We start from the raw sequence: 16,249 nt of genomic DNA on the forward strand, positions 1-16,249 counted from the left end.
GAGTATATTAGAGAACGAGATTGAATATGTAGCCGGCTACGATTATGGACGTTCCGACGACACCTGCGAATATAGCTATAAGCTTTACCTTCATTATCTGCTTCAATATCAGGAACTCAGGCAGGGAGAGGGCGGTAACCGACATCATGAAAGCTAAGGCTGTCCCTATGGGAACTCCTTTATCTATGAGGGGCTGGACTACCGGAAGGACGCCTGCAGCGTTGGAGTAAAGAGGAATTCCCATAACCACCGCGAGGGGGACTCCGAATATACCCGAAGCCTTAGCCACCTTCTCAATCAGGTCCTGGGGAACGTATCCGTGGATAAACCCACCTATCCCTATAGCTATGAGTATGTATATCCAGACCTTACCCACTATCTCCCTAACGCTCTCAAGGGAGAGTCTGAGTCTATCCTTAAAGCTTATCTCCTTTACCTCGCTCTCACCCATCTGAACCTGAAAGACATAGTCCTCTATAAGGCTCCTCGGATTTGCCTTCCCTATGAGGTATCCGGAGACCATAGCGACCGTTATACCCAGACCCACGTAGAGGAGAGCCACCTTAAAACCGAAGAGGGAGAGCAGGAGTCCCAAAGCCATCTCGTTCACCGTCGGGGAGGCTACGAGAAAGGTGAAGGTCGCCTCTAAGGGGATGCCCGCCTCCACGAAGCCTATGAACATTGGGACGGCTGAGCATGAACAGAAGGGCGTCAGGACACCGAGGAAAGCCGAAAGGGGAAGGGCGAGCTTCTTATGCCGGGAGATTATCCTCCTCGTCCTTTCTAAAGGGAAGTAGCTCCTTACAAGGGACATAAAGAATATCACGAGAAAGAGAAGGGTAAATATCTTCAGGGTGTCGTATATGAAGAAGTGAAGAGCCTTTGCAAGCCTTTCACCCTGCCGAAGGTTCAGGAGATCGTGGACAATAAGGTCGGCGAGCCTTTCGTAAATCCAGAACATCTCTTATCCACCTATCATTTCCTCAATCTCCTGAGGAGAAGGCAGGGGAGTCCCGGCGTGCTTGAGCTCTCCGTCCACGACGAGCAGGGGCGTGGTCATAACACCGAACTTTACCACCTCTTTTACGTCAAGGACCTTCTCGACCTTCGCATCAATACCCTTAGCCTCCACGATCTTTGAGACCACATCGTAGAGAATCTCGCAGTTCTTGCAGTTTGACGCGCTTATGACCTGAACCTTCTTCATGACAACCTCCTTCAGTGTTTAATTATATACTCATATAAAAAATTTTTTATATGATTGTAGTCAAGAAAGCTCGCAGGCGGTCTCCTGTGGAACCTCAAGCTCAAGAGAGCTTATGAAGTTCAGGTTTGTTTTCAGGAGCTCGTTGTCTTCGTTCAGTCTGTAATACACCCACTTCCCCCTCCTCTGAGTTTTTACGAGGTTAGCCTCCTTGAGAACCCTCAAATGAAAGGACAGGTTAGGTTGGGATATGCCGAAGAAGGACTGGAGTTCGCACACGCAGAGCTCACCCTTCTTAGAGAGCAGGGATATTATCGTCAATCTCACCTCGTCGGAAAGGGCGTAGTAAAATTTCCTCACCTTCTCAAGTTCCATGGTGATAAAGATAGAGTCCATCACGAGAGGTATCAAGCTATGAAGATAGCCTTCATATGCACGGGGAACTCGGCGAGGAGCCAGATAGCGGAGGGTTTTGCGAGACACTTCGCCAGGGAGATGGGCAAAGACGTAGAAGTTTACTCTGCAGGCTCACAACCGGCGGGCTACGTCCACAAGCTCGCCATAGAGGTTATGAAAGAAGTCGGTATTGACATATCCCACCATCGCTCAAAGAGCCTTGAGGAGATACCCCTAAGTGATCTTGATCTCGTTATAACCCTCTGCGACTCAGCGAAGAATGAGTGTCCCGTGGTGCCGGGAGCCAAGACAGAACACTGGGGTATTCCCGACCCTGCCGGTAGGGGCTTTTACGCCTTCAGGTGGGTAAGGGATGAGATAGGGAAAAGGGTGAAGGAGCTCATTGAAAGGCTCTGAGCGAAGAGTAAACTCAACTCTATGAAGTATCCCTCCTACCTGAACCTTTACGAGAGCGGAGAGCTTAAGGAGAGGGCGGAGAAGGCTAAGGAGATGCTTCTCTCCTGCCGAGTCTGCCCTCACAACTGCGAGGTGAACAGGTCTGAAGGCGAGCTCGGATACTGTAAGACGGGCAGGTATGCGGTCGTCTCTTCCTACTTCCCTCACAGGGGTGAGGAGTTTCCTATAAGGGGCTACAGGGGAAGCGGAACAATTTTCTTCTCCTACTGCAACATGAGGTGCGTTTACTGCCAGAACTACGAGATAAGCCACCTCGGAGAGGGGAGAGAGGTAAAACCTGAAGAGCTCGCTCGTATGATGTTAGAACTCCAGGATATGGGGTGTCACAATATAAACCTTGTATCTCCCTCCCACGTGGTCCCCCAGATTTTGGAAGCTCTCCTCATAGCGGTTGAGAGAGGTCTCAGGATACCCCTCGTTTACAACACCTCTTCCTTCGACTCCTTGGAGTCCCTCAAGCTTTTGGACGGGATAGTGGACATATACCTTGCCGATTTGAAGTACTTAAACAGGGAGTTCGGAAGGAAGTACTCCAAGGTCAAGGACTATCCTAAGCACGCCAAGGAGGCTATAAGGGAGATGTACAGGCAGGTGGGAAATCTGAAGACCGACGAGCGGGGGATAGCGGTCAGGGGACTGATAGTGAGACACCTCGTCCTTCCCAACGACATATCCACGACGAAGGAGGTGATGGAGTTCCTCAGAAGTATAGATCCAGAGCTTGCGGTGAACGTCATGGATCAGTACTTCCCCTTCTACAAGGCAAAAGACTACCCGGAGCTCGCGAGAAGGGTAAGCAGGGAGGAGTACGAGAGAGCCTTGGACTATGCAGGTGGACTTACCCTGATTGAGGATTAAAATATCCGCATGGTAGAGTTCGTGGACGTAGAAAGGGAGGTCGAAAGGGAACTTGAGAAGATCAGGAAGCTTGAGAGAGAGGGAAGGGTTGAGGAGTTTAAGGAAAGGTTAAGGAAGCTTATTGAAAAGGATCCCCACTACTTGGAGCCCTACGTTATCCTCAGCGATATATACGAGATGGAAGGGAAGCTGAAGGAAGCGGAGGATCTCCTTAGGGAAGCTTATCTTAGAGCTAAGGAGTTTATATCTAAGGAAGGTAAACTTCCCGACAGGCTTGAGTGGAAACATCCTACCAACAGGCACATTATAAGGGCTCTTATAAACTGGGGAATTTTCCTCTGGGAACTGGGGGAGGTAGAAGAGGCGCTCAGGGTTCTTAAGGAGGTTTACAGGATGAACCCCAAGGACGAGCCGGGGGTGAGGTACTACATACTTGCCATACTCGAGGGAATGAGCTTCAACGAGTTCGAGCAGGTGTTTACAAAGGACGGGGAGTACAACAGGGAGGATTTAGAACACTGGTTCGAGAAGCACTCTAAGGATCATCCTGACCTCTTTAGCCCCGTCCAATAGGGTAGTACTCGAATCCCATAATCTTCATCTGACCTGGGTCAAAGACGTTCCTTCCGTCTATTACTATAGGGAGTTCCATGAGTTCTTTAACCTTATCCATATCAGCCTTTGCGAACTCCTCCCACTCTGTAAGTATCAGTAGCGCCTCTGCACCTCTGACCGCCTCATACTTATCCTTTACATAAACAAGATCATCACCTTCCCTGAACACCTTCCTGAAGTTCTCCACAGCTTTAGGATCATAAGCTCTTACCTTTGCCCCTTCCCTCAGGAGCTGGGGAATAATTTTTAGAGAGGGAGCCTCCCTTATATCGTCGGTGTTAGGTTTAAAGGAGAGACCCCATACAGCTATGTTCTTGTCCTTCAACGTCCAGAGAGCGTTCTTAACCTTCTCTAAGAACCTCTCCACCCTCTTGGAGTTTATCTTCTCAACCTCTTTGAGTAATCCGAAATCGACACCCAGATCCTCCGCTATCTTTATGAAAGCCTTAACATCCTTTGGAAAACAGCTCCCTCCGTAGCCTATCCCAGCTCTCAGAAACTCCCTTCCTATCCTCTTGTCGTAACCCATGCCCTGAGCAACGAGCTCGACATCTGCCCCTGTTCTCTCACAGAGATCTGCCACCATGTTTATGAAGGATATCTTCATGGCGAGGAAGGAGTTAGAAGCGTGCTTTATGAGCTCGGCGGTTGCGGGATCGGTAATTAGAAGAGGAAAGCCTTTGTCGGTCAGGGGTTTGTAAAGCTCCCTCATCAGCTCTTCAGCCCTTTTACTTTCAACACCCACAACTATCCTGTCAGGGTTCAAGAAGTCGTAAACGGCGGAGCCTTCCCTTAGAAACTCTGGGTTAGAGGCTACGTCGAAGGGTATATCCTTTTTCAGATACCTCTGAACTGTCTTCTTAACCAACTGATGGGTGTTCACGGGAACGGTTGATTTCTCTATCAGGAGCTTGTAGGAACTCATACACTTGGCGGTCAGCCTCGCCACCTCCTCCACCTGAGAGAGATCCGCCGATCCGTCGGGAAGAGAAGGCGTTCCTACGCAGATAAATATTACGTCCGAGAAGTTCACCCCTTCCTCAATGTCCGTCGTAAAGTGCAGACTTCCTCTATCTATCCCCTCCCTGAGGAGCTCGTCGAGCCCCGGCTCGTAAATGGGGCTTGTCCCCTTCTTCAGGAGTTCCACCTTTTCAGGAATCTTCTCTACTATTAGAACTTCGTTGCCCAAGTGGGAAAGGCATGCTCCCGTTACCAGCCCGACGTAGCCGCCGCCTATTACCGTTACCTTCATGTTTAAGGATTTTACTTCATTTGCCGAAGAGAAACTGAAGGAGCATCTTGAAGCCGTAAAGGAAAAAAACATAAATTATAGCCGCTTCACAGAAGCCTAAAAGGAAGTTCGCCTTCATCGAGAGCGAACCAAAGACCAGATCCCTGAAGCCCTCCGGATGGATAGGATAGAAGAGGGTGCTAACGAAACCCCCTATTACCGCAATGACGTAGGCTACCGCCAGCCTGTTGAGTGGATTCTTTATCTTGACCGCCTTAGTAAACCTGTCGGCCTCGTAACCAAAAATGGATAGCATAGAGACCGCAAGACCGAAGGACTTACCGATCATCTCGGCTTCCCTTCCAAAGGGCTGTAGACAGTAATCCCTCGCCGTAAAGCTCAGCATTATCCACCAGCCGAGACCCGTCAGGACGGTAAACACCGCCAGAAACATGCTATATAGATTTTAGCCTGGTATGGATTATAATATTTCCTTGGAAGCGGGCGTAGCTCAGTGGTAGAGCGGCTGCTTGCCATGCAGCAGGTCGCGGGTTCAAGTCCCGTCGCCCGCTCTTGGTATTAAATTAAAAACAAGGCGACGTGGCCGAGCGGCTAGGCGAGGGACTGCAAATCCCTTCTACGGCGGTTCGAATCCGCCCGTCGCCTCCATTAAAATGAACAAACTTCTTGTTTGGGGACTTGGAAAAAGCGGTCAGGCGGCGGTTAAGCTATTAGAAAGCAGAGGTTTTGAGGTATTTTCGGGTGATGACGCCCGAGGGGACAGGTGGGAGGAGTTTATCGAAGCTGTGGATACCGTGGTTCTCTCACCGGGAATACCGCCCCATCATCCTCTCTGGATAGAGGCTGAAAGGAAAGGGCTTGAGGTAATAGGTGAGCTTGAGCTCGCCTGGAGGTTTTTTAAGGGGAAGGTTATCGCCATAACGGGAACGGACGGTAAATCTACCACAACGAGGCTCACCTACCTAATGCTGAGAGGAAAGCTGGGAAGAGTTTATGAGGCAGGAAACATGGGAACACCTTTCTCCGAAGTTGTCCTGAGGGATCCAGAAGCTACCGTTGTTCTCGAAGTTTCCTCCTTTCAGGGGAAGACTCTAAAGACTTTCAGACCAACTATAGGAGCTTTTCTTAACTTTCACGAAGATCACCTCGACTGGCACCCTGACTTGGCGGATTACCTGCACAGCAAGTACAGGATATTTTCACGGCAGATAGAAAGGGATCTTTTTATAGCCGGTTCAGATCAGCGTGAGGTTGTTGATACACCGACGAAAGCAAGAAAGCTCAACTTTCAGGAAGGTTTAAAGCTGTTCAACTCCTCAGATCTTAAACTCAAAGGAGAACACAATCTAAAGAACGCCGCCGTGGCGGCTCTAATAGCTCACCTCTTCGGTGCCTCCGAGGAGGATATAAGGAAGGTTCTTAGAGAGTTTAGGGGACTTCCCTTCAGGATGGAACTCGTGCTCACCTTCAGAGGGATTGAGATATACAACGACTCCAAATCCACAACTCCAAACGCTCTACGGGCTGCCCTTTCCAGTTTTCCGCAGGGATCCGTGATCCTGATAGCAGGGGGTAAAGACAAGGGTGTGGACTTCGGTATATTAACTGACGTGGCGGATAGGGTTAAGCTCGCTCTTCTAATCGGGGAGACAAAAGAGAAGTTGAGCGAATTTTTCGGCAAGGAAAGATCAGAGCTCTGCTCTTCTTTGGAAGAAGCTGTGGACAGGGCGCTTCGGGTAGCTTCCCCTGGTGATTTCATACTCTTTTCTCCCGGATGCTCCTCTTTCGATATGTTTACAAATTACGTAGAGAGGGGGAACGCCTTTGAACGGTTAGTAAGGGAGCGTTGTAAACTATAAGTATGTCGGATATGGGTAAGCTTCTTGTTCTCTTCGGCGTTCTCCTGATAGTTATAGGACTTCTACTAATGGTATTTGAGAAGTTACCTCTTGGTATAGGCAGACTTCCGGGAGATATAGTTGTGAAGCGGGATAACTTTGTGTTCTACTTTCCTATAGTGACCTCCCTCCTGCTCAGCGTTATACTTACCCTTCTGCTAAACCTTATTTTTTCGCTGAAGAGGTAGCCCTGTGATCCTTGTATATCTTTGATAGAATGCCGTTGACAAACTTCGCCGCTTTCCTGTCAGCGTACTTTTTAACGAGGTCTATATAGTCGTTAAAGGCTCTACCAGGATCGGGGGGACCGAGGAAGAGGAGCTCAGCAGTTCCGAGCCTGAGAGCGTTCCTCTCTATATATCCAAGTCTATCTATGCTCCAATCCTGAGCGTATTCCGAAATAAGGGAGTCTATCTCGGGCAGTCTGTCCCTAACGGTGCTGATAAGTTTATCCATATACTCCACTATCTCCCTATTCTTTATACCCTTTTCCTCGATGAGCTCGTTAATTATCCTGTCGAGGGAATCGCCTCTTATATCCCATCGATACAGCACTATCAGGCTGTTCTCCCGTGCCTTTTTTCTGAACCTCATAGCTTAACCGAGCTTTTTGAAGAGGTTCGCCATCTCTATAGCGGAAAGGGCTGCCTCCCACCCCTTGTTGCCCATCTTAGTTCCTGCCCTCTCCACGGCCTGCTCGATCGTATCGGCGGTTATAACACCGAAGGAGACAGGTTTTCCGTAATCTATGGAAAGGTTGGCGAGGCCTTTAGAAACTTCGGCGGCTATATAATCGAAGTGGGGAGTGCTTCCCCTTATCAGAACCCCCAAGGCTATGACCGCGTCTATGTCAGCCCTATCCAGGAGCTTCTTTACAGCTACCGGTATCTCCCAGGATCCGGGAACTCTTACCAGTTCTATGCTGTCCTCACTTCCGCCGTGTCTGAGTATGCAGTCCACCGCTCCCTCTACGAGTCTGTCTACCAGCAGGTGGTTGAACCTCGACGCCACTATTCCGAACCTTATACCCTCAGCCCGAAGGGCTCCTTCCTGAACCTTCATAGTAAGGAATTTTATAATATTCCACCGATGGGGAGAGCGATAAGCGTAATTCTCCTTTTCACCCTCGCCTTCGGCACAGCACCGCACCATTTAGAAAAGGGTGATCTGATTAGATCCTTTGAAAGGTTTATATCCGGAAAGGCGGACACCTATGACCTGTTCCTTTTAAAGAGCATAGTTGAGGATCAAAAGATAGAACCCCCCAAGTACTTTAAGTTCTTTGCCAAAGGATTACTTCTGGAGAAGAGGGGTGAGACCGAGAAAGCGCTCGAAAACTACTTACGTTCCATAGAGATCCATTCGGGATACAATCCTTCCTACTTCAGACTTAACGCACTCCTGCGAAAGGTTGAGAACCCGGAAGTTTTCAGGGATAAGCTCACCGCCGTAGTGAGGAAAAGGTTTAAGGTTCCGCCGCCGGTAATCCTTGAGAACGCGGAGGGTAAGTACGTATTCCTCGTTGAGAAGATGTCCCAGTATCTTCTAATTTATAAAGGAAAGAAACTCGAAGACCTCTACCCCGTAACTACCGGAAGGGACTGGGAGGACAAGTGGAGAGAAGGTGACAGGAGGACGCCCGAAGGTATTTACTACTTCACCGAATTCATACCACCCAACAGGTTACCGGCAATGTATGGAGGGATAGCTGTCGTCCTCAACTACCCTAACCCGGTGGACAGGCTTCTCGGAAAGGGAGGAAGCGGAATATGGCTCCACGGTAGCGACGAAGAGGACAGGAATAAAATACCCTTCAGTACAAGAGGGTGTGTGGTAGCGGGAAATAGTGATCTCAGGGAGATAGTCAGTAGGATCTCAACTAAGAACACTCTGATCGCCATCTATAAGGAAATTCCTGAAGACATTAAGGTGGACGATGTAAAAAGTTTCCTGAGAGAGTGGAAGGAAAGCTGGGAAGAAAAGGATGTGGAGAGGTATCTCTCCTTTTACTCGGACAAGTTTCGCTGGAAGAGGGGAGGGATCAGAGAGTGGAGAAGATACAAAAAGAGGGTAATCTCCAACAAAGAGTTCATAGAGGTAAAGATAGACGACCTGACGATCCTTGCCTTCAGGAGAGGTCTTTCTAAGGAGGTAGAATACTACCTTGCCGAGTTCAGGCAATCTTACAGATCGGACAAGTTCTCTGACCTGGGTATAAAAAGGCTTTATATAATAAAAGAGGGGGATGGTTTGAGAATTCTGGAAGAGGAGTTTTTAAGGGAGGGTAGGTAATATGATCGTCCTGTTCCTTCTCTCTCTAATTGCCCTCGGGTTTGGAGTATGTCCAGTCGATCAGAGTGCAGCCCTTGAGATCTCCTCTAAAACCTTAAAGGAGAAGGGAAAGGTGTACAGACGTGCCGACGTTCTTATCTTCCTTCCCATCGAAAAGAAGCTTATCGAGAAGAGGGTTGAGCTACTTAAGGTCGATGCAAGGATCTACAAAATCGATGAAAGTGTCTACGAGGTCAGAGTAACGTTCAAGAACAGAGGTGGTAAGGTTATCGAGAACGCTGTCCTTGAGCAGGTCCTCGGTAACAGCAGCTTTGAGAGCGAGACCATTTACGGAAAGAGGCTGATATCCCGCACACCTCTGATATTCGAACCGCTCAGCTTGTACGTGACCGATCTGTCCAGGAGCAAGGCGAGGATAAGCCTGCCTCCCGTTGGACCCGGTGAGGAGATAGAGCTCGTTTATAGGATCAGGGGGAAAAAACCTCAAAAACCGTCACTCGTTGGTAACTACACACTGGTGAAAGAAGAAGAGGATAGGGTTTACATGCTCGTTGCCAAGTATTCACTTCTCTTCGGATACGGAAGGACGAGGACTGAAGATATAAACCTCGAGAACATAAAGGAGCTTTTGGAAGGTTTCAGGAAAGCGGGGCTGAAGCCCGTGGTTAAGGTGGTCGGTCTCGCCGATGGGGTCACAAAGAACCTTAGGAAGAACGAGGAGGTGGCCAAGGAAAGGGCAAGGTTTGTAGCCCGTAGGGTCCTCGGGGAGAACTTTGCCTGTTACATAAGGAGAGGTTTTGCAGAGAACTTCAAGCAAGCCTTACCCTGATGCCGTTTTTATAAAGGTACTCCTTTAGATCAGGTATACTTATCTCTCTGAAGTGGAACAGTGAAGCCGCCAAGGCTGCGTCAACTTTTCCCTTCTCAAACACCTCGTAGAAGTGTTCCTTACTCCCCGCTCCTCCGCTCGCGATGACCGGTATGTTCACCGTTTCCGCAACAGCTTTGCAGAGCTCAACATCGTAGCCCTCCTTAGTTCCGTCCCTATCCATGGACGTAAGGAGTATCTCTCCCGCTCCAAGGGACTCTACCTTCTTAGCCCACTCAACAGCATCTATACCTGTGGGTGTCCTCCCTCCGTGGATATAAACCTCCCAGCTCTCTCCTCTTCTCTTTGCGTCTATAGCCACCACTATGCACTGAGATCCGAAGAGCTTTGCTCCTTCATGAACCAGCTCGGGATTCTTGACCGCAGCTGTATTTACGGAAACCTTATCGGCTCCTGCCTCCAAAAGCCTCCTCATGTCTGCCACCGTCCTTATGCCACCTCCTACAGTGAAGGGCATAAAAACGGTCTCCGCTACCTTTTTCACCACCTCTATCATGATCTCCCTGTCCTCTGCCGAAGCGGTTATGTCTAAAAAGACGAGTTCGTCCGCACCTTCCTCCTCGTATCTCTTGGCTACCTCAACAGGATCGCCGGCGTCCCTAAGATTTAAAAATTTGACACCCTTTACCACCCTTCCCTTATCCACGTCAAGACAGGGAATTATCCTTTTGGCAAGCATTACAGACTTTAGATTTTATGACACAGATCGGTGGAAAGCAATCGTGGGAAAGCTATATAAAGATCTGAGATAAAAATCTCGGGAGGTTAAATGATGGCTCGGAAGGTTGCTCAGGATGTCATAAAGGAAAAGCTCATAATAGACTCCAATACGGGAAAGCCGGTTAAGGAGATAAGCGTAGAGAACGGGAAGATAGTGATAACCAAGGAGAGCGGAGAGGTTGTGGAAATACCAGTGGACACTATAAGGGGCAAATACATTCTCATGAGATTGGAGACAGGACTGAGCGAGATAACGGAGCCCATTTACGTATAATTTTCTTCATGGAAGTTGAGATTAAAAGGGGCAGTCTCTTAGAAGTAGATGCAGACGTAATAGTGAATCCGGCTAACAGCTATGGTTACATGGGTGGCGGTGTTGCCGGAGTTATAAGAAGGTTTGGAGGGGACGAAATCGAAAAGGAAGCTGTCTCTAAGGCTCCTGTACCTGTGGGTAGCGCCATTCTAACTACCGCCGGGAAACTGAAGTTCAAAGGTGTAATCCACGCTCCCACTATGGAAGAACCTGCCATGAAAACTACCGAAGAGAAGGTAAGGAAGGCTACGAGAGCTGCCTTGAAGCTGGCTGACGAACTGTGCTTTAAGAGTGTAGCCTTCCCCGGGATGGGAACGGGTGTAGGCAAAGTTCCTAAGGACATAGCTGCCAGGGTCATGGTGGAGGAGATAAAGAATTTCAATCCAGTCTGCTTAGAGAAGGTTATCTTAGTAGATCTCGACGAGGAGATGGTCGAGGAGTGGAAGAAGGCTCTTAAGTAGAGCCTCGGAGTTTAGGCACTCTCTACCTTCGCACACGTTGGGAAAGCAGGGTGAACAGTCGAGACCAAGGGACAGCTGATAAACCTTCTCACCTATAGGCTTCCATACTACTGGATCGGAGGGACCGTAGATAACAATTGAGGGCACCCCAACATAAGAAGCGAGGTGAGATATACCCGAATCAGGACCTATATATAGAAGGGCGTCTTTTAAGGATCGGGCTATCCACAGGGGGTCTAAACTCTCTACGTAATTACTTACCTGCTCCTTAGCCCAAGCGTCCGCTTCGCCTATGAGATATATGACATCGAGGTCGCGGTTTCTCAGAACCTCTTCCACTCTCAGGAAGAGCTCTATATCGGGGTTCTTCTTCTTAGATCCACTCGAGGGATGTATAACCGCCTTTCCTTTAAAAGGGGAGTTATCTACGGGCTCCACGGGTAATCTTAAGGAAAATTCCTCAGACTCCAAACCTGTCGCTTTTAAATAGTGTTCGAGGATCCAAACTCTTCCTTCGGGGAAAGGTCTTACGTTTCCATCGAAAGACACCTTTATTTCAAGGTCGAACTCTTCATCGGGAACCTCAGAGAGAATCCTGTCCACCCAGCCTACGGCTCTGGCTATTTTAAAGTAATCGCAGTTGCCGACCGCTGTGATATGCAAACCTTTCCTCTTCAAGATCTCGAGCAGGGGGAAGGTGAGGAGCGTATCACCAAGCCCACCCCTTCTGTAAAGCAGGGCTTTCACAGAAATATATTACATCCCGAGTCTTATTCTCACCCCCATGTAAACCATTATGAGGGCAAGGATGAGATTTATAAGTCCAAGCCAGCGCGCCCACTTCCTGTGGTACTCTGAGCCGATGGCCTTTTTACCCGCCCAAAGGTCGTGAACCAAAGAGACCACCACGATAATAAAGAAAAGTACAAGCTTCTCAATTACGCTCCTCCTCTCCAGCCCTCCATGCAGAAGATAGGCGTTCGCGAGGCCGGTTATAAGTAGGAGGGAGAGCGTTATCATAGTGCCGTACAGACTGAACCTCTTCCCCACCTCCTGAAAAGCCTCGTCTCGAAAGGGCTTATCCTTTATATAAGGAGCTATAACGAGTGAAAGGAAGATCATACCACCTACCCAGAAAGCGGCGAGTATAACGTGAAGCCAGAGAAAGAACTCCTTCGTAAACATTCGTTAACATTTTAACATATCAGGGTTCGAAAATGAGCATTATTCCGAGGAAAAGAACGCTGAAGGAGATTATCTCTTTCAACCTTTGAGGTTTTATCATCCTCGAGGTGTATAGACCTGAGAGTATACCTAAGGGTACTGCAAGAGCAGCGGATACTACAAGACTGGCTTCGATGAACTCCAAACCACCTTGAACGCCGTATGCAAGCAGTCTGAAGATAATATTAGAGGTAAAGAAGAGAGTCAGTGTGGATTTAAACTCTTCCACATCATCAAGCACCTGATTGAGATACACCACCGGGGGTGGTCCTCCCATACCTATTAGACCAGCAAAAAAGCCCCCCATAAATCCGGCTCCTGCACCTGTGATCAAGCCTCTTTCAAGTTTGAACCTCCTCAGGCTTCCTTTCTGAACGAGCAGATCGTAGAGACCTAGAGATAATATGAAGAGCCCGATGATTAGTTTGAGAGTGTCTCTTTCCAAGAGCAACAGTAATTTTCCGCCTAAGAATATCCCGGGTACAGAGCCTAAGATGAGCGTGCCGAGCACCCTCCAGTTGGGTCTTACTCTCCTCATAAGAAGGAAAGCCATAAATAGAGTTCCTATAAGGTTTATGGGGGCAGAACTAACTATGACCGTTTTGGGATCTAACGTAAGGGAGAGTATTCCAACTATAAATATACCGGCACCGAAGCCGGTAAAAGCCTGAAAGAACCAGGCGAATAAAAACACCCAGAAGCTGATAAGCGTGTCGCTCACGGACTTCTGCCTATGCCAAGGAGCTTCTTCAAGCTCGAGAGTATACCACCGAACCTCTTCTTATACTCGTGCCTAAGCCTCTCAACCATCTTACCTATGTATCCAGTCAGGTAGGAAAGCCTCCTCTTATCGTTTACCCTGTTCTCCTGCATAAACTCCTTTAGAACTTCGTTTACTGTCTTGAGTGTCTGAATTGTTCTGTAAAGAGACTCTTCCGACTCAAGGTTTACCTTCTCCATCTCTTCCTTAAGGATTCTCTCTATCCCTTCAAGGGCGTAATCGAGGCTCCTGCTCGCTATCTCCGGCTCTGTCGGAAAGGAAGTAACTATCTCAAGGAGCTTGGCTCTGAACCTTAAACGGAAGTCCATAAGCTGCGTCTCAAAGGGTTCTTTCTTTTCTATATCTTCGAAGAACTCTCTGACCATAATCACAACTCTATCTTCCATACTCTCCATAGCTACCTCCTTTATTTGGGATAGTTAATTATAAAGGTATTCGATGAGAAGGAATTTTAAATCTTGAGCCACCTTCTCTTCGCAAGAAAATCTAAGAAAACTTTCGCGTAGTAAACGTTGGAGAGAAAACTCGCTATCGTTCCTATGGCGAGGGTGGTAGCGAAGCCCTTCACCGGTCCACTTCCGAACTGAAAGAGTATCAAGGAAGCAACGAGCAGTGTAATGTGGGTATCCCATACTGCACTGAGGGTCCTCCTGTAGCCAAGTTCGATAGCCTTCCGTAGGGTGTTTCCTAAGCGGAGTTCCTCTTTCACCCTCTCGAATATCAGAACGTTAGAGTCAACAGCTATTCCCATATTGAGGATTATCCCCGCTATACCCGGAAGGGTGAGTGTTCCGCCCAGCCCAGCAAGTCCAGCCCAAAGGAGAAGAGCGTTCATGAGAATAGATACCGTAGCAGATACTCCCGCAGTCTTGTACCTCATCACAACGATAAGAACTAAGAGGATAAAACCAAGTATGCCGGCCTTTATCCCCTGTTCTATAGCATCCTTCCCGAGGGAGGGTCCGACGACCTTCTCTTGGAGTATCTCAACGCTCGTTGGCAGAGCTCCCGTTCTCAGGATCAGAGCGAGGTCCCTAACCTCCTCTGGTGTGAAGTTCCCCGTTATCTGTCCTCTGTCGGATATTCTGCTCCTTATCACGGGGGCAGAGACAACCTTGTCCTCTAAGACTATAGCGAGCCTTTTACCTATGTTCTTTGAAGTAAATTCCGCAAACTTGGAGGCGGCTTCACTCTTGAGTTCAAAACCTACAGCAGGACGCCCAAACTCGTCTTGGGATATGTAAGCGGTCTTTAGATCGGATCCCGATACCACAGGAACTTTATCGAGAAGAAACCACTCGTTGCCGTCTCTGGAGGGAAGTATCTCCGTATCTTTCGTGAGCTTTCTCTCGAGTTCCTCCCTCGAGTAGGAGCTGTCCATAACGAGCCTCAGTTCTAAGGAGGCTGTACTGCCTATGATCCTCTTTGCCCTCTCTATGTCAAGAAAGCCGGGAAGCTCAATTAGTATCCTCTCACCCCCGAGCCTCGTCACTACAGGCTGAGCTACGCCGAGCTTGTCTATCCTGTTTCTGAGAACTTCTATAGTCTGATCGACTATGTCCTTCTTAAATTGAGCTATATACCTTTCCGAAAATACTACCCTGAGTATTCCTTCCTGACTTTTTTCTACAACAAACTCCTTAGATATTTTCTTTATCTCCTCGAGGATGGAGGGTAGCTCTTTTTCCTCCAAGTACTCTATCTCTATCCTGTCCGAATAGGCGGTAACGTCCAAAATCCTGAAGCCTCTATCCCTTAAAGTCTTCTCGAGAAAGCGTGCCATCCTTTCGTACTCGTTTTCAAGAGCCCTTTTATAATCCGGTTGGAGAACTATGGATATGCCACCCTTGAGATCGAGTCCGAGGTTCACCGGTCTGTAAATTACGACGAGGATCGAAAGAGCTACGAGCAGTATAAATCCCGCGAGATTGTATGTCGTATTTTTCATCGGTTAACTATTATACGAAAGCAACTCCCTCACTATAAGTCCGTGCTTCACCCCCCAGTCTCCCACCCTTAGCTTGTCCTTCCCAAAGATCTCGAGGATCACGATAAACATCGCTATACCTGAAATAATGACCTCCGCCCGCTTATCCTCTATCTGTTTGTATCTTCTGCTTCTCTCCTTAAAAGGGAGTCTAACAAGTCTATCAAACCACTTCCTGATGGACTCCAGGGTCAGCTCACTCCCGTGGATCCTTTTAGGATCGTAGGGATAGACGTTGTACTCTAAAGCTGAGAGAGTCGTTATGGTCCCGCCGAGCCCTATTATTTCATCGACATCCCTTTTCAGAGGCTCTACCTCCTCCTTTAAAAAGTCCATCAGCTTCCTTATCTCCTCTTCAGAGGGAGGGTCGTGTCTGAGAAACCTTTCAGTAAGGCTGACTATCCCTATTGGAAGGGAGATAAGATCCTCTACGTTCATGTCTTTCCCGAAGATGAACTCCGTCGATCCTCCCCCCTGATCTACCACAAGAAAGTCTCCCTTCGGTTTGAGGGAGTAGGCTGTAGCGAGGAAGGCGAGTTCCCCCTCCTCCTTCGGGCTGATAACCTTTACTTCTATTCCAGTTTTCTCCTTTACCCTCCTTGAAAAATCTTCGGCGTTCTCAGCTCTCCTGATAGCTTCCGTTGCAACCGCCACGACCTTATCGACTCCAAGTCTCTCTATGTCCTTCTTATACCCTTCAAGAACCTTTAAGGTCTCCTCCACCCTGTCTTCCCTGAGTTCCCCTGTCTCCTTTACACCGCTCCCAAGGGATGTTATGTAACCTTTCTCTAAGACAACGTCTATGTTTCCATCCTTAACGTCGGCGACGGTCATACGAACGGAGTAAGAGCCTATATCGATCGAGGCTATCCGCATGGAGAT

23 protein-coding genes and 2 tRNA genes are annotated in these 16,249 nt (G+C 48.4%); 11 read left to right on the top strand and 14 right to left on the bottom strand.

Features of this window, described 5'->3' with window-relative positions; translation table 11 throughout:
* Positions 1–7: 7 nt before the first annotated feature.
* From ACZ483_RS02875 to ACZ483_RS02885, 3 genes are read right to left on the bottom strand one after another with little or no spacing between them, the layout of a single operon-like run.
* Entirely contained in the window at positions 8–961 is a 954-nt protein-coding gene (locus ACZ483_RS02875; RefSeq protein WP_464324672.1) for a permease, read from the bottom strand.
* Positions 962–964: 3 nt separating this feature from the next.
* Complete coding sequence (locus tag ACZ483_RS02880; RefSeq protein ID WP_464324673.1) at positions 965–1,207, bottom strand: thioredoxin family protein; 243 nt, start codon at positions 1,205–1,207, stop codon at positions 965–967.
* Between the two features lie 60 nt (positions 1,208–1,267).
* A complete protein-coding gene (locus ACZ483_RS02885; protein ID WP_464324674.1) occupies positions 1,268–1,600 on the bottom strand; it encodes an ArsR/SmtB family transcription factor in 333 nt (110 codons plus the stop codon).
* Between the two features lie 18 nt (positions 1,601–1,618).
* Between ACZ483_RS02885 and ACZ483_RS02890 the strand changes: the two genes are divergently transcribed.
* The 3 genes from ACZ483_RS02890 to ACZ483_RS02900 are packed head-to-tail and all read left to right on the top strand — an operon-like array spanning position 1,619 to position 3,508.
* Positions 1,619–2,017, top strand: a complete 399-nt coding sequence (locus tag ACZ483_RS02890) for an arsenate reductase ArsC (protein WP_464324675.1) — start codon at positions 1,619–1,621, stop codon at positions 2,015–2,017.
* Positions 2,018–2,038: 21 nt separating this feature from the next.
* Positions 2,039–2,935, top strand: coding sequence for a radical SAM protein (locus tag ACZ483_RS02895; RefSeq protein WP_464324676.1), 897 nt, complete (start codon positions 2,039–2,041; stop codon positions 2,933–2,935).
* A gap of 9 nt (positions 2,936–2,944) precedes the next feature.
* Positions 2,945–3,508 (top strand): tetratricopeptide repeat protein, encoded by a 564-nt coding sequence (locus ACZ483_RS02900; RefSeq protein WP_464324677.1) that lies wholly within the window; start codon positions 2,945–2,947, stop codon positions 3,506–3,508.
* Here ACZ483_RS02900 and ACZ483_RS02905 read toward each other — a convergent pair.
* Complete coding sequence (locus tag ACZ483_RS02905; protein ID WP_464324678.1) at positions 3,492–4,802, bottom strand: UDP-glucose dehydrogenase family protein; 1,311 nt, start codon at positions 4,800–4,802, stop codon at positions 3,492–3,494. The genes ACZ483_RS02900 and ACZ483_RS02905 overlap by 17 nt on opposite strands.
* A 16-nt stretch (positions 4,803–4,818) precedes the next feature.
* Positions 4,819–5,235, bottom strand: a complete 417-nt coding sequence (locus ACZ483_RS02910) for a hypothetical protein (protein WP_464324679.1) — start codon at positions 5,233–5,235, stop codon at positions 4,819–4,821.
* Between the two features lie 46 nt (positions 5,236–5,281).
* Here ACZ483_RS02910 and ACZ483_RS02915 point away from each other — a divergent pair.
* The 4 genes from ACZ483_RS02915 (at position 5,282) to ACZ483_RS02930 (ending at position 6,888) form a co-directional block, all read left to right on the top strand.
* Positions 5,282–5,353, top strand: a tRNA-Gly gene (locus ACZ483_RS02915).
* A gap of 22 nt (positions 5,354–5,375) precedes the next feature.
* A tRNA-Cys gene (locus ACZ483_RS02920) sits at positions 5,376–5,450 on the top strand.
* 5 nt (positions 5,451–5,455) lie between these two features.
* The gene (gene murD / locus ACZ483_RS02925; protein WP_464324680.1) at positions 5,456–6,661 is read left to right on the top strand and encodes a UDP-N-acetylmuramoyl-L-alanine--D-glutamate ligase; all 1,206 of its coding nucleotides are present in this window, start codon (positions 5,456–5,458) and stop codon (positions 6,659–6,661) included.
* A gap of 2 nt (positions 6,662–6,663) precedes the next feature.
* Positions 6,664–6,888 (top strand): DUF2905 domain-containing protein, encoded by a 225-nt coding sequence (locus ACZ483_RS02930; RefSeq protein ID WP_464324681.1) that lies wholly within the window; start codon positions 6,664–6,666, stop codon positions 6,886–6,888.
* Here the strand turns inward: ACZ483_RS02930 and nusB are convergent.
* Together nusB and ribH are read right to left on the bottom strand one after the other, a co-directional pair.
* Positions 6,866–7,294 (bottom strand): transcription antitermination factor NusB, encoded by a 429-nt coding sequence (gene nusB / locus ACZ483_RS02935; protein WP_464324682.1) that lies wholly within the window; start codon positions 7,292–7,294, stop codon positions 6,866–6,868. The genes ACZ483_RS02930 and nusB overlap by 23 nt on opposite strands.
* Before the next feature lie 3 nt (positions 7,295–7,297).
* A complete protein-coding gene (gene ribH, locus ACZ483_RS02940; RefSeq protein ID WP_464324683.1) occupies positions 7,298–7,762 on the bottom strand; it encodes a 6,7-dimethyl-8-ribityllumazine synthase in 465 nt (154 codons plus the stop codon).
* Positions 7,763–7,789: 27 nt separating this feature from the next.
* Between ribH and ACZ483_RS02945 the strand changes: the two genes are divergently transcribed.
* Both ACZ483_RS02945 and ACZ483_RS02950 read left to right on the top strand, forming a co-directional pair.
* The gene (locus ACZ483_RS02945; protein WP_464324684.1) at positions 7,790–8,992 is read left to right on the top strand and encodes a L,D-transpeptidase family protein; all 1,203 of its coding nucleotides are present in this window, start codon (positions 7,790–7,792) and stop codon (positions 8,990–8,992) included.
* A 1-nt stretch (position 8,993) separates the two neighbouring features.
* A complete protein-coding gene (locus tag ACZ483_RS02950) occupies positions 8,994–9,821 on the top strand; it encodes a hypothetical protein (RefSeq protein ID WP_464324685.1) in 828 nt (275 codons plus the stop codon).
* On the opposite strand, the gene hisF is transcribed toward ACZ483_RS02950, so the two are convergent.
* Positions 9,802–10,560 (bottom strand): imidazole glycerol phosphate synthase subunit HisF, encoded by a 759-nt coding sequence (gene hisF / locus ACZ483_RS02955; RefSeq protein WP_464324686.1) that lies wholly within the window; start codon positions 10,558–10,560, stop codon positions 9,802–9,804. The two genes, ACZ483_RS02950 and hisF, sit on opposite strands and share 20 nt — an antisense overlap.
* 90 nt (positions 10,561–10,650) lie before the next feature.
* Here hisF and ACZ483_RS02960 point away from each other — a divergent pair, with 90 nt between their 5' ends.
* Entirely contained in the window at positions 10,651–10,875 is a 225-nt protein-coding gene (locus ACZ483_RS02960; protein WP_464324687.1) for a hypothetical protein, read from the top strand.
* Positions 10,876–10,883: 8 nt separating this feature from the next.
* A complete protein-coding gene (locus ACZ483_RS02965) occupies positions 10,884–11,375 on the top strand; it encodes an ADP-ribose-binding protein (protein ID WP_464324688.1) in 492 nt (163 codons plus the stop codon).
* On the opposite strand, the gene ACZ483_RS02970 is transcribed toward ACZ483_RS02965, so the two are convergent.
* From ACZ483_RS02970 to ACZ483_RS02995, 6 genes are read right to left on the bottom strand one after another with little or no spacing between them, the layout of a single operon-like run.
* Positions 11,322–12,122 carry a glycosyltransferase family 9 protein gene (locus tag ACZ483_RS02970; protein ID WP_464324689.1) on the bottom strand — a complete coding sequence of 267 codons (801 nt, stop codon included), beginning with the start codon at positions 12,120–12,122 and terminating at the stop codon, positions 11,322–11,324. The two genes, ACZ483_RS02965 and ACZ483_RS02970, sit on opposite strands and share 54 nt — an antisense overlap.
* Positions 12,123–12,131: 9 nt before the next feature.
* Entirely contained in the window at positions 12,132–12,560 is a 429-nt protein-coding gene (locus ACZ483_RS02975; protein ID WP_464324690.1) for a DUF4149 domain-containing protein, read from the bottom strand.
* Positions 12,561–12,579: 19 nt separating this feature from the next.
* Positions 12,580–13,320 (bottom strand): sulfite exporter TauE/SafE family protein, encoded by a 741-nt coding sequence (locus tag ACZ483_RS02980; protein WP_464324691.1) that lies wholly within the window; start codon positions 13,318–13,320, stop codon positions 12,580–12,582.
* Positions 13,317–13,775, bottom strand: coding sequence for a hypothetical protein (locus ACZ483_RS02985; RefSeq protein ID WP_464324692.1), 459 nt, complete (start codon positions 13,773–13,775; stop codon positions 13,317–13,319). The genes ACZ483_RS02980 and ACZ483_RS02985 overlap by 4 nt, the downstream gene beginning before the upstream one ends.
* 56 nt (positions 13,776–13,831) lie before the next feature.
* Complete coding sequence (gene secD, locus ACZ483_RS02990) at positions 13,832–15,328, bottom strand: protein translocase subunit SecD (protein WP_464324693.1); 1,497 nt, start codon at positions 15,326–15,328, stop codon at positions 13,832–13,834.
* A gap of 3 nt (positions 15,329–15,331) precedes the next feature.
* On the bottom strand, positions 15,332–16,243 hold the full coding sequence (locus ACZ483_RS02995; protein WP_464324694.1) for a Ppx/GppA phosphatase family protein: 912 nt from the start codon (positions 16,241–16,243) through the stop codon (positions 15,332–15,334).
* Positions 16,244–16,249: the final 6 nt, after the last annotated feature.

The sequence above is a fragment of the Hydrogenivirga okinawensis genome, from assembly GCF_055385515.1.

Excerpts from the sequence above, each read along its gene's own strand:
- ACZ483_RS02930 (WP_464324681.1), top strand. The coding sequence starts at position 6,664 with ATGTCGGATATGGGTAAGCTTCTTGTTCTCTTCGGCGTTCTCCTGATA.
- ACZ483_RS02880 (WP_464324673.1), bottom strand. The coding sequence starts at position 1,207 with ATGAAGAAGGTTCAGGTCATAAGCGCGTCAAACTGCAAGAACTGCGAG.
- ACZ483_RS02875 (WP_464324672.1), bottom strand. The coding sequence starts at position 961 with ATGTTCTGGATTTACGAAAGGCTCGCCGACCTTATTGTCCACGATCTC.
- ACZ483_RS02900 (WP_464324677.1), top strand. The coding sequence starts at position 2,945 with ATGGTAGAGTTCGTGGACGTAGAAAGGGAGGTCGAAAGGGAACTTGAG.
- ACZ483_RS02895 (WP_464324676.1), top strand. The coding sequence starts at position 2,039 with ATGAAGTATCCCTCCTACCTGAACCTTTACGAGAGCGGAGAGCTTAAG.
- murD (WP_464324680.1), top strand. The coding sequence starts at position 5,456 with ATGAACAAACTTCTTGTTTGGGGACTTGGAAAAAGCGGTCAGGCGGCG.
- ACZ483_RS02945 (WP_464324684.1), top strand. The coding sequence starts at position 7,790 with ATGGGGAGAGCGATAAGCGTAATTCTCCTTTTCACCCTCGCCTTCGGC.
- ACZ483_RS02965 (WP_464324688.1), top strand. The coding sequence starts at position 10,884 with ATGGAAGTTGAGATTAAAAGGGGCAGTCTCTTAGAAGTAGATGCAGAC.
- ribH (WP_464324683.1), bottom strand. The coding sequence starts at position 7,762 with ATGAAGGTTCAGGAAGGAGCCCTTCGGGCTGAGGGTATAAGGTTCGGA.
- ACZ483_RS02885 (WP_464324674.1), bottom strand. The coding sequence starts at position 1,600 with ATGGACTCTATCTTTATCACCATGGAACTTGAGAAGGTGAGGAAATTT.
- secD (WP_464324693.1), bottom strand. The coding sequence starts at position 15,328 with ATGAAAAATACGACATACAATCTCGCGGGATTTATACTGCTCGTAGCT.
- ACZ483_RS02950 (WP_464324685.1), top strand. The coding sequence starts at position 8,994 with ATGATCGTCCTGTTCCTTCTCTCTCTAATTGCCCTCGGGTTTGGAGTA.
- ACZ483_RS02910 (WP_464324679.1), bottom strand. The coding sequence starts at position 5,235 with ATGTTTCTGGCGGTGTTTACCGTCCTGACGGGTCTCGGCTGGTGGATA.
- ACZ483_RS02960 (WP_464324687.1), top strand. The coding sequence starts at position 10,651 with ATGATGGCTCGGAAGGTTGCTCAGGATGTCATAAAGGAAAAGCTCATA.
- ACZ483_RS02890 (WP_464324675.1), top strand. The coding sequence starts at position 1,619 with ATGAAGATAGCCTTCATATGCACGGGGAACTCGGCGAGGAGCCAGATA.
- ACZ483_RS02975 (WP_464324690.1), bottom strand. The coding sequence starts at position 12,560 with ATGTTTACGAAGGAGTTCTTTCTCTGGCTTCACGTTATACTCGCCGCT.
- nusB (WP_464324682.1), bottom strand. The coding sequence starts at position 7,294 with ATGAGGTTCAGAAAAAAGGCACGGGAGAACAGCCTGATAGTGCTGTAT.
- hisF (WP_464324686.1), bottom strand. The coding sequence starts at position 10,560 with ATGCTTGCCAAAAGGATAATTCCCTGTCTTGACGTGGATAAGGGAAGG.
- ACZ483_RS02905 (WP_464324678.1), bottom strand. The coding sequence starts at position 4,802 with ATGAAGGTAACGGTAATAGGCGGCGGCTACGTCGGGCTGGTAACGGGA.
- ACZ483_RS02985 (WP_464324692.1), bottom strand. The coding sequence starts at position 13,775 with ATGGAGAGTATGGAAGATAGAGTTGTGATTATGGTCAGAGAGTTCTTC.
- ACZ483_RS02995 (WP_464324694.1), bottom strand. The coding sequence starts at position 16,243 with ATGCGGATAGCCTCGATCGATATAGGCTCTTACTCCGTTCGTATGACC.